The following is a 12,620-nucleotide window of genomic DNA, read 5'->3' on the forward strand; positions in this document are numbered from 1 at the left end:
CGCGGCAGGTGCGGCTTCAACATGTTCGACAGGCAGGATGAGCAGAGTTTCATGGTTCGTGTAGTTGGGGACGTGCGTGCTGATGGCCGGCGGGGAAGCAAGATCCTGGCACTGGTGAACGCATGACGCGTTCCGCTCGTGTCCGGCCGGCGCGGACCCGGCGACCCCGGGTCATCACACTGCCGCAGCTGATGGCGACCGCCGTCGAAGCGAACCCGGACGGCATCGCCCTCACCTATGCCGACGCCACAGCGACACTGGCGCAACTGAGCTACGCCGAACTCGATGAGCGGTCGACCCGCCTGGCGCGGCTGCTGATCGAGCGCGGCGTCGGCCCGGAAGACCTTGTCGCGATCGGTGTTCCGCGCTCGATCGACTCCGTGGTCGCGGTCTGGGCGGTGGCGAAGTCCGGCGCGGGTTTCGTGCCGGTGGACCCGAACTATCCGGCCGACCGGATCGAGCACATGGTGAAGGACTCCGGCGCGGTCTTCGGACTGACCACCGGCCGGTCCGCCACCGAGCTGCCGGGCCAGGTCGAATGGCTGGTCATCGACAGCGAGACCACCCTGCGCTCGCTGGAGCGGCACTCGACCGAGCCGATCACCAACGCCGACCGGGTGCGTCAGCTGCGCGCCGAGCATCCGGCGTGGGTCATCTACACCTCCGGTTCGACGGGCGCGCCGAAGGGCGTGGTCGCCACCCAGGCCGGCCTGGCCGGATTCTGCGAGGAGCAGCGCACCCACTACGGCGTCACGAGTACCGCACGGACGCTGCACTTTTCCTCACCCTCGTTCGACGCCTCGATGCTGGAGCTGCTGCTCGCCCTCGGCGGCGCGGCGACCATGGTCGTGGTGGCGCCGATGGTGTTCGGCGGTGACGATCTCGCCGAGCTGCTGCGCCGCGAGCGGGTGACCCATGCGTTCATCACCCCCGCCGCGCTGGCCTCGATCGATCCGGCGGGGCTGGACGACCTCGGCGTCGTCGCGGTCGGCGGTGAGGCCTGGCCGCCGGATCTGGTGCGGCGCTGGATACTTCCGGTCACCGGTGGCGTCCGCGCGCTGTTCAACGTCTACGGCCCGACCGAGACCACGATCGTGGTGAACATCGGCGCGCCGCTGGTGCTCGACGCCCCGCTGACCATCGGCGGGCCGATCCGCGGCGTCACCGAATACGTGCTGGACGAGCGGCTTTCGCCGGTGCCGGACGGCGTGGTCGGCGAGCTGTACATCGCGGGCGCGCAGGTGGCCCGCGGCTACCACGATCGCCCGGCGCTCACCGCCGCCCGATTCGTGGCTAACCCGTTCGACCCCAACGGGTCTCGGTTGTATCGCTCTGGTGACCTGGTTCGCTGGACCGCAGAGGGCAGGCTGGAGTACGCCGGGCGCAACGACTTCCAGGTGAAGGTGCGTGGTTTCCGCATCGAACTCGGTGAGATCGACGCGGTGCTCGCCACGCACGAGAGTGTCGACTTCGCGGTCACCATCGGGCACGAGCTCGACAGCGGCACCACGATTCTGGTCTCCTACGTGCTGGCCGCGCCCGGCGCGACGGTGGACACCGACGAGCTGATCGCGACCGCCGAGCAGCGGCTGCCCGCGCACATGGTGCCGACCACCATCACCGTGCTCGACGAGATCCCACTGTCGCCGACCGGCAAGCTGGACCGGCGTGCGCTGCCCGCCCCGCAGTTGCAGACCAAGGAATTCCGCGCGCCCAGTGGGGAACTGGAGCAGCTGGTCGCGCAGGTCTTCGCGGAACTGCTCGACACCGGCGCCGAGATCGGCGCCGACGACGACTTCTTCGAGCTCGGCGGCAACTCGCTGGTCGCCACCAAGGTGGTGGCCAGGCTCGGCGCGCAGATCGGCGCCAGGGTGCCCGCGCGCACCGTCTTCGAGGCGCCGACGGTCGCCGCCCTGGCGGCGCGGCTCGCCCCGTTCACCGGCTCGGGCGGCAGGCAGGCGCTGGCGCCGATGCCGCGGCCCGAGCACATCCCGCTGTCGCTGGCGCAGCAGCGGATGTGGTTCCTGAACCAATTCGACACCGCGTCGGCGGCGAACAACATTCCGTTCGCCATCCGGTTGTCCGGCGCGCTGGACGTGCCCGCGCTGCAGGCGGCGGTGGCCGATCTGGTCGAGCGGCACGAGACGCTGCGCACGGTCTACCCGGCGGTGGACGGCACCGGCTATCAGGTGGTGTTGCCTGCGGCGCAGGCGATTCCGGAGTTGGCCGCGACCGACGTCGCCGAGTCCGAGCTGCCCAGCAGGCTGGCGGAGTTCATGCTGGCCGGTTTCGATGTGGCGGCCGAGGTGCCGCTGCGGATGGCGTTGTTCCGGCTCGGCAACGGCGACCATGTGCTCGCGGTCGTGGTGCATCACATCGCGGCCGACGGCACATCGATGGCCCCGATGGTGCAGGACCTGACCTTCGCCTACCTCGCCCGCTCGGGGATGGCCGCAGGCACCGCCGACGGGGCGGATGAGCACAGCGCGGGTACCGCGCCGAATTGGGCGCCGCTACCGGTGCAGTACGCCGATTACGCCCTGTGGCAGCGCGCGATGCTCGGCGACGAGAACGATCCGAAGTCGGTGGCCGCCGAGCAGATCGGTTACTGGCGAACGGCTTTGGCGGGGCTGCCCGGCCGGCTGGAGCTGCCTGCGGATCGCCCGCGTCCCGCGCTGCCGTCCGGTCGCGGCGGGGTGCACACGTTCGAGGTGGACGCGCAGACCAGGGCCAAGCTGGACGCGCTCGCGCTCGACACGGGCGCCTCGCTGTTCATGGTGGTGCACGCGGCGTTCGCGGCCCTGCTGGCCAGGTTGTCCGGTACGCCCGACATCGCCATCGGTACGCCGGTGGCCGGTCGCGGCGACGCGGCGCTGGATGGGTTGATCGGCATGTTCGTCAACATGCTCGTGCTGCGCACCGACAGCGCGCCGGGCGCGTCGTTCCGTGCGCTGGTCGAGTCGGCCAAAAAGGTTGACCTAGAGGCCTTCTCACACGTGGAGCTGCCGTTCGAGCGGCTCGTCGAGGTGCTCGATCCCGCGCGCTCGCAGGCGCATCACCCGCTGTTCCAGGTGGCGCTGTTCTTCCAGAACATGGACAAACCCGCGTTGGAACTACCGGGGCTGTCGGCGTCCGCCCTGGATCTGGACGGCGCGGCGGCCAAGTTCGATCTGCAGCTGACGGTGACCCCGCACGAGGGCGAGAACACCGGTCTCTCGGCCATGTTCACCTATGCCACCGATCTGTTCGACGCGGCGACGGTGGCGCGGTTCGCCGCGCGGTTCCGCCGGCTGCTGCGCGCGGTCACCGCCGATCCGGACCGGGCGATGGGCGATGCCGACCTGTTGTCGCTGGTCGAGCGGGACCGGATCCTGTTCGAGTGGAACGACACTCGGCAGCGCGTCGCCCCGCATCTGCTGCTCGACGGCTATCGGCAGGCGGTGGCGTCTACTCCGGATGCCGTCGCGGTGGTCTTCGAGGGCACCGAGCTCACATACCGCGAGTTCGATGAGCGGGTCAATCGCCTTGCCCGGTTGTTGATTGCGCGGGGTGTGGGTGCGGAGTCGTTGGTGGGTTTGGCGATTCGGCGTTCGCTGGATCTGGTTGTGGGTATGTATGCGATCGTCTCTGCGGGTGGGGCGTATGTGCCGTTGGATCCGGATCATCCGGCCGAGCGGATCGCGCACATCCTCGATACGGCACGGCCGACTTGCGTCGTCACGACTTCCGCTGATGCGGCCGCCCTGCCGGTCGGCGTTGCGGCGGTCGCGATCGACACCGTCGATCTGACGCGGTTCGACGATGCGCCGGTGCGCAAGGACGAGCTGCTCCGCCCGGTGCGGCCGCAGAACCCGGCGTATGTCATCTTCACCTCGGGTTCCACCGGTCGCCCCAAGGGTGTCGCGGTGTCGCACGCGGCGATCAACAATCAGATCGAGTGGATGCTCGCCGAGTACCCGCTCGGCACCGACGATGTGTACCTGCAGAAGACCGCGACCACCTTCGATGTGTCGCTGTGGGGCTTCTTCATGCCGCTGCGGGTCGGCGCGAAGCTGGTCGTGGCGACGCCGGACGGGCATCGCGACCCGGCCTATGTCGCGGAAACCATTGCCGCGCAGTCGGTGACGGTCACCGACTTCGTGCCGTCGATGCTGACCATCTTCGCCGCGCACACCGCCAAGGGCGCCATCCCGACGCTGGAGCAGATCTTCGTGATCGGCGAGGCGCTGCCGCCGGAGACGGTCACGGCGGTGCACGCGGTGATCGACGCGGACGTGCACAACCTGTACGGCCCGACCGAGGCCGCGGTGTCGGTGACCTACTGGCCGGCCGACGGTTCGGATACTCGTTCGGTGCCGATCGGATTGCCGCAGTGGAACACTCGGGTCTACGTGCTCGACGCGCGCCTGCGCCCGGTGCCCGACGGCGTGGCCGGTGAGCTGTATCTGGCCGGTGATCAGCTGGCGCGCGGCTATGTCGGCAGGCCGGATCTGACCGCGGATCGATTCGTGGCGAACCCGTTCGGCAGCGGTCAGCGCATGTACCGCACCGGCGATCTCGTGGTGTGGCGCAAGGCTTCCGGCGCGGACGCCGACGAGGACATGGTGCTCGACTACCTCGGGCGCACCGACTTCCAGGTGAAGTTCCGTGGTCAGCGCATCGAGCTCGGCGAGATCGAAACCGCGCTGCTGGCCCAGGATTCGGTGAGTCAGGCGGTCGCGCTGGTCAGCCAGTCGACGCTGGGTGACCAGCTGGTCGCCTACGCGGTCGCCGCGCCCGGCGCACGCATCGACCCGCAGGAACTGCGTCAAGCCATCGCGGAAACGCTGCCCACGTACATGGTCCCGGCCGCCATCGTCGCGCTCGACGAGCTCCCGCTCAACGCCAGCGGCAAGCTGGATCGCAAGGCGCTGCCGGAGCCGATGTTCACCGCGCGTGAATTCCGCGCGCCCGCAACGGCGGTCGAGGAGATCATCGCGGGCGTCTTCGGCGAGGTGCTCGGGCTGACCAGGGTCGGCGCCGACGACGACTTCTTCGCCCTCGGCGGCAACTCGCTGATCGCCACCCAGGTGGTCGCGCGGCTGGGTGCGGCGGTCGGCGGCCGGGTGCCGGTGCGGACGCTGTTCGAGGCGCCGACCGTGGCCGCCCTCGCGTCCGTGATCGATTCGCAGGTGCACAACCGGCCCGGGGTCGAGCTGGGCAGCATCGAGCGGCCCGCGGAACTGCCGCTGTCGCTGGCGCAGCGGCGGATGTGGTTCCTCAACCGCTTCGACCAGGACGGCGACGCGGCCGGTTCGGCCGCCTACAACCTGCCGTTCGCGCTGCGGCTGACCGGTGCGCTGGATGTCGCCGCGCTCGGTGCGGCGCTGCACGATGTGGTGGCCCGGCACGAGGTGCTGCGCACCGTGTACCCGGAGACGGCCGCCGGTCCGGTCCAGGTGGTGTTGCCGCCCAACGGGATCGCGCTGGATGTCGCGCCGCGACTGCTGAGCGAGGCCGACGTGGCAGGCGCGGTGTACGCGCTGGCGTCGAGTTCGTTCGACGTGACCACCGAGGTCCCGGTCCGGGTGGCGCTACTCCAGGTCGACGGCGTCGCGGACACGTATGTGCTGGCCGTCGTGGTGCATCACATCGCCGCCGACGGATCCTCGATGGGTCCGCTGGTGCGCGACGTGATGATCGCCTACGCCGCGCGGACCGCGGGCGAAGCGCCGAACTGGGCGCCGCTGCGGGTGCAGTACGCCGATTACGCGCTGTGGCAGCGGGCGGTGCTCGGCGACGAGAACGACGCCGAATCCATTGCCGCGCAGCAGATCAGCTTCTGGCGCGCGCACCTGGCCGACCTGCCGGATCTGCTCGAGTTGCCGACCGACCGGCCGCGTCCGGCGATCGCTTCCCTGGCCGGCGCCCGGGTGGATGTGCAGATCGACGCCGCTACCCACGCGGGCCTCGTGGAACTTGCGCGGGCGCATGGCGCGACGTTGTTCATGGTCGTGCACACCGCGCTGGCGGTGCTACTCGCTCGCCTCTCGGGTGCGGTGGACGTCGCCATCGGCACGCCGCTGGCCGGTCGTGGCGAGCGTGAGCTGGACGACCTGATCGGCATGTTCGTCAACACCGTGGTGTTCCGGACCCAGTTCGAGCCGGGTGAGTCGTTCGTCGACCTGCTGAGCAGGCAGCGCGAATCCGACCTGCAGGCGTTCGCGCACGCGGATATTCCGTTCGAGCGCTTGGTCGAGGTGCTGAACCCGCCGCGTTCGACGGCACACCATCCGCTGTTCCAGGTGGGGCTGTCGTTCCAGAACATCGCGCGCACCGCGCTCGAGTTGCCCGGTCTCGCGGTGTCGGGACTGGACGCGGATCTGGCGGTGTCGCAGTTCGATCTGCATCTGATCGTCGGCGACGGCTACGACGAGTCCGGCGTGCCGACCGGCATGGGCGGGTTCTTCACCTATGCGACAGATCTTTTCGACGCTGCCACCGTGCAAGGCTTCGCCGAGCGGTTCGCGCGGGTCCTCGCCGCCGTGGTGGCGGACGCGACGACGCCGGTCGGGGATATCGAGGTACTCGACGCGGTCGAACGCGACGACGTGCTGGCCGGGTGGAACGCCACCGAGCAGCAGGTCGACGAGTCGGCGACGCTGGTTTCGCTGCTGGACGCCGCAGTGGCCGCCGATCCACGATCCGTCGCGCTCGTAGTCGATCTGCCGACCGGTCGCGAGAAGGTGACCTACGCAGAGCTGGATGCGCGGGTGAATCGTCTTGCGCGGCATCTGATCTCGGTCGGGGTCGGGCCGGAGTCGCGGGTTGCTTTGGCTTTCCGTCGTTCGGTGGATCTGATCGTGGCGATGTATGCGGTGGCGAAGTCCGGTGGTGCGTATGTGCCGGTGGATCCGGCGCAGGCGGCCGAGCGGACGAGCTACATTCTCGAGACGGCGGCACCGGTGTGTGTGCTGACCAATGCCGATGCCGCGTTCAGCGCCGATGTCGCGCCTGTGGTGCGGATCGATGAACTCGATCTCGACGGACTGGACGCCTCGCCGGTCACCGACGCCGATCGCGTTTCGCCGTTGCGTCCGGAGAACACGGCGTATGTGATCTTCACGTCGGGTTCGACGGGTCGCCCCAAGGGTGTTGCGGTTTCGCATGCGGCGATTGCGAATCAGTTGCAGTGGAAGGTGACCGAGTTCGGTCTGGATGCGGCTGATGCGATTTTGCTGAAGACTGCTGCGACGTTCGATCTTTCGGTGTGGGAGTTCTGGTCGGCGGCGGTGTGTGGTGGCCGTTTGGTTATCGCCGCGCCGGATGGGCATCAGGATCCCGCGTACCTCAACGAGTTGATGGCTCGTGAATGGGTGACCACGCTGCATGTGGTGCCGTCGATGCTCGACGCACTCACCGCCGGTGACTTCCCCACCTCGCTGTGGCGAGCACTCGCGATCGGCGAGGCGCTGCCCGCCGGACTGGCGCAGCGCTTCCTGCGCGACTACCCGCGCGTCGAACTGTTCAATCTGTACGGCCCGACCGAGGCCGCGGTGTCCATCACCAGCCACCGGGTCTCTCGCAACGACCAGGCCTCGGTGCCGGTCGGTGCGCCGGAGTGGAACAGCCAGGTCTTCGTGCTGGATTCGCGACTGCGGCCGGTGCCGGTCGGCGTTTCCGGTGAGCTGTACCTGGCCGGTGCGCAGCTGGCGCGTGGGTACTTCGGTCGTGCCGATCTGACCGCGGATCGGTTCGTGGCCAACCCGTTCCAGACCGGTGTCCGGATGTATCGCACCGGTGACCTGGTGGCGTGGAACCGCGACGGTGAGCTGGAGTACCGGGGCCGCACCGACTTCCAGGTGAAGATCCGCGGCTTCCGCATCGAGCTCGCCGAGATCGACGCGGCGCTGCTCGCGCTGCCCGAGATCGCGCAGGCCGCCGTCATCGCCAAGTCGGACCCGCGCACCGGTGATCGCCTGATCGGCTACCTGGTCCCGGCCGGGACCGATGTCGATGTGGCGCAAGTGAAGTCGGCACTGACCACCGGTCTGCCGTCGTACATGGTGCCCGCGGCGTTCGTGGTGCTGGATGCGTTGCCGCTGAACGTGAACGGCAAGCTGGATCGGAAGGCGTTGCCGGAGCCGGAGTTCGAGGCGCAGGCTTTCCGTGCGCCGTCGACGCCGATCGAGGAGATCGTGGCTTCGGTGTTCGCCGAGGTGCTCGGTGTCGATCAGGTCGGTGCCGATGACGACTTCTTCGGTCTGGGCGGTAACTCGCTGCTGGCCACCCAGGTCGCCGCCCGGATCGGCGCCGCGCTCGACGCGCGGGTGCCGGTGCGCGCCCTGTTCGAGGCCTCGACCGTCGCCGGTCTGGCGGCGAGGGTGGCGCAGCACGTCGGCTCCGGCCGCAAGGCTCTGGTGGCGGGTCCGCGCCCGGAACAGATTCCGCTGTCGCTGGCGCAGCAGCGGATGTGGTTCCTGAACCAGTTCGACACCGGTTCGGCCGTCTACAACATCCCGGCCGCCATCCGCCTTTCCGGCGATCTCGATGTCGCCGCACTGCAATCGGCGGTGCGAGATCTGGTGGCCCGCCACGAGATCCTGCGCACCACATACCCCCAGACACAGCACGGCCCGGTGCAGTCCATCGCCGAGCAGGTCTCGGTCGATCTCACGCCCGCGCAGATCGGCGCGGACGAGGTAGCGGATTCGGTATACCGAGTCGTGGCAGCGGGTTTCGACGTCACCGCCGAGGTTCCGTTCCGCGCCAACCTGTTCCAGGTCACCGGCACTTCCGACTACGTCCTGGTCTTCGTCGCGCACCACATCAGCGCCGACGGCTGGTCGATGGGTCCGCTGACCCGGGACCTGATGCTGGCCTACGCCGCCCGCACCGGCGGCGCGGCGCCGGACTGGGCCCCGCTCCCGGTGCAGTACGCGGACTACAGCATCTGGCAGCGCGACGTGCTCGGCGCGGAGGACGATCCGCAGAGCCTGATCGCCCAGCAGGCCGAGTACTGGCGCACCGCGCTGGCCGCCCTGCCGGACGAACTGGCCCTGCCCGCCGACCGCCCGCGCCCCGCCACCGCCTCCTACCGGGGCGCGACGCTGGACTTCGAGCTGGACGCGGACCTGCATGCCGCGCTCGAACGGATTGCCCAGCAACACAACGCGACGCTGTTCATGGTCGTGCACGCCGCGCTCGCGGTGCTGCTCGCCCGTCTGTCCGGCAGCTCCGACATCGCCATCGGTACGCCGGTCGCCGGTCGCGGCGAGGCCGAGCTCGACGACGTGATCGGCATGTTCGTCAACACCCTGGTGCTGCGCAACGAGATCGAGCCCGGCGCTACGTTCGACGCGCTGCTGGCCGCCGTGCGCGACACCGACGTCGCCGCGTTCGGCCACGCGGACCTGCCGTTCGAGCGTCTGGTCGAACTGCTCGACCCGGTCCGCTCGGCGGCCAGGCACCCGCTGTTCCAGGTGATGCTGGTCTTCCAGAACCTGGCCCAGACCTCGCTCGAACTGCCCGGCCTCACTGTGACTGGCCTCGATCCGCAGGTGCAGACGGCCAAGTTCGACCTGCAGCTCACCATCGCGGAACAGCCGGACCGCCAGGGCATCTCGGCGATCTTCAGTTACGCGACGGACCTGTTCGACGCCGCGACCATGCAGAACTTCGCCGAGCGTTTCCGCCGCATCCTCGCCGCGATCGCCGCCGATGCCGCGGTGGTCGTCGGCGAAATCGACATGCTCGCCGCCGGCGAACGCGAACTCGTGCTGCACGAATGGAATTCGCTCGGCGCGTGGGTGCCGGGCGCGACCCTGCCCGGCCTCATCGCCGATCAGGTGTGGCGGCGTCCGGACGCGGTGGCCATCCGCTTCGGCACCCGCACCATGGCCCACCCGTCGCCCGACCACCACCCCTCATCGAGTCGCTCCGCGACGCTCACTTTCCGCGAGTTGCAGCGCCGTGCCAACCAGGTCGCCCGAGCGCTGATCGCGCAGGGCGCGGGCCCGGAATCGCTGGTGGCCGTCGCGGTGCCGCGCACCGAGGACCTGCCGGTCGCCCTGCTCGGCGTGCTCGCGACCGGCGCCGCCTATCTGCCGATCGACTCCGCCTACCCGGCCCAGCGGCTGGAGTTCATGCTCGCCGACGCCGCCCCGGTCTGCGTGCTGACCACGGCGGACGAGCGGGCCGCGGTGCCCACGGGCGGGCTGCCCGTCGTCTTGTTCGAGGAGACAACGGATTTCGCCGACGCGCCGATTCACGACGCCGACCGGAACGCGCCGCTGCGCCCGGACAACCTGGCCTACGTCATCTACACGTCCGGCTCGACCGGCGTGCCGAAGGGCGTCGGCGTCACGCACCGCAACGTCGTCGAGCTGTTCGCGAACACCCAAACCCTGTTCCGCTTCGATGAACACGATGTCTGGACGTTGTTCCACTCGTTCGCGTTCGACTTCTCGGTGTGGGAACTGTGGTGCGGCCTGGCGCACGGCGGCTCGGTCGTGGTGGTCGATTACGTCACCTCGCGGTCGCCGGAACAGTTCCGCGAGTTGCTGATTCGCGAGCGGGTGACGGTGCTGAACCAGACCCCGTCCGCCTTCTACCAATTGGCGGAGGCCGACCGGGCCGCCGAGCCCGGCGCGCTGGCGCTGCGCTATGTCGTGTTCGGCGGCGAGGCCCTGGATCTGCGCAAGCTCGAGCGCTGGTACGAACGGCACGGCGGGGCAACCCGGTTGGTGAACATGTACGGCATCACCGAGACCACGGTGCACGTCTCGTTCCTGCCGCTGGACGAACGCGATCGCGGCAATCCAGCCAGCGTCATCGGCCGCGCGATCCCCGGCCTGGACGCCTATGTGCTCGACCCGCGCCTGCACCCGACCCCGCTCGACGTGCCGGGCGAGATCCACGTGGTCGGCGCGCAGCTGTCCCGCGGCTACCTGGGCAAGCCGGGCTTGACCGCGACCAGGTTCGTGGCGAATCCGTTCGGCGCGCCGGGTTCTCGGATGTACCGCACCGGCGACGTCGGTCGCTGGCGCGACTGCGGTGACAAGGCCCAGCTCGAGTACGCCGGCCGCAGCGACCAGCAGGTGCAGCTGCGCGGCTTCCGGATCGAACTCGGCGAGATCGAGGCGGCGCTGCTGCGCTGCGACGGCGTGAATCAGGCGGTCGCCCTGGTCCGTTCGGACGCGCAGGGCGACCGGCTCATCGGTTATGTTGTGGCAGAGATCGATTCGGCGGCCATTCGGGCACAGGTCGCCGAGTTCCTGACCGGCTACATGGTCCCGGACGCCGTCGTGGTCCTGGACGCGCTGCCGTTGACCCCGAACGGCAAGCTCGACCGGAAGGCCCTGCCCGCACCGGAATTCGTCAGCACGATCGCCTTCCGCGCACCTGATACGGCGCTGGAGCAGACCATCGCCGCGGTATTCGCCGACTTGCTCGGCGCGGACCCGGTCGGTCTCGACGACGACTTCTTCGCCCTCGGCGGCAACTCGCTGCTGGCCGCGCAGGCGGTCGGCCGGCTGCGCGAGGCCACCGGCGCGACGGTCAGCGTGCAGTGGTTCTTCACCGACGCCACGGTCGCCGGGCTGGCCGCCCGGATCGACGCACAGGCCCCGGGGGAGAGCGACCTCGACGCCGGTCTGGGCGTCCTGCTGCCGATCCGTACCGCGGGCAGCGCGGCGCCGCTGTTCTGCCTGCACCCGATGTACGGCCTGGCCTGGAGCTACGCCGGCCTCACCCAGCACCTGCCCGCCGAGCAGCCGATCTACGGCGTGCAGTCGCCCGCGCTGTCCGAGGACGGCGACCTGCCCGGCTCGATCGCCGAGCTGGCGCACCGCTACGTCACCGAGATCCGGACCGTGCAGCCGCACGGCCCGTACCGGCTGCTCGGCTGGTCACTCGGCGGTGTGCTCGCGCATGCCATCGCCACCGAGCTCCAGGGCAACGGCGAACAGGTCGAGTTGCTGGCCATGATGGACAGCCACCCGAACCCCGACGTCGCGGGCTTCCGCGCGGCGGTGCGCGGCGCGCTGGCCGAACTCGGGCTCGGCGGCGACCTGATCGGGGCCGACGACGACATCTACGACCTCAGCGACCAGGCCCTGGCCGCCCTGCACGCGATGATCCCGCCGGAACTGGTCGCCCTGACCCCCGAACGGTTGCGGCGCATCTACCGCAGCGCGGTCCGCTCGGCCGAACTGATCGCCCAGCACCGTCCAGGGGTATTCCACGGCTCGGTGGAGTACTTCAGCGCGGCCGTCGCCGACCCGGCGGATGTGCTTCGCGCCACTGCGGCCGACTGGTCGCCGCACGTCACCGGTGCGGTGCTCGACCGGCCGGTCGAGGTGACGCACGCGCGGATGACCGCCCCCGAGGCGCTCGCTGAGATCGGCGCCGAGCTGGCGATTCTGCTGGATCGGCTGGGCTGAGCAGGTCCTGCCGCCGTGGGGTCACCAATCGCGCGGCGGCAGGGAATAATCGTTCCCGGCGCGCGTTTCGCGCGGCCGGGCCGCGGTCCGCTGCCCGGATCGCACGGGCTGTGTTCGGCGTGCGCCGGTGAGGTCGGTAACGATGGGCATGCGCGCGGTCGATGATCATGGGGGCGGGGAGCATCGAGGCGGGTTTGC

1 pseudogene is annotated in these 12,620 nt (G+C 69.7%); it reads left to right on the forward strand.

From position 1 onward, the window contains the following. Window positions 1-122: 122 nt before the first annotated feature. Window positions 123-12,422, forward strand: a pseudogene (locus tag ACFYO1_RS37000) (amino acid adenylation domain-containing protein); the annotation flags it as partial. Window positions 12,423-12,620 lie beyond the last annotated feature (198 nt).

Source organism: Nocardia sp. NPDC006044, from assembly GCF_042871115.1.
Classification (GTDB): Bacteria; Actinomycetota; Actinomycetes; order Mycobacteriales; family Mycobacteriaceae; genus Nocardia.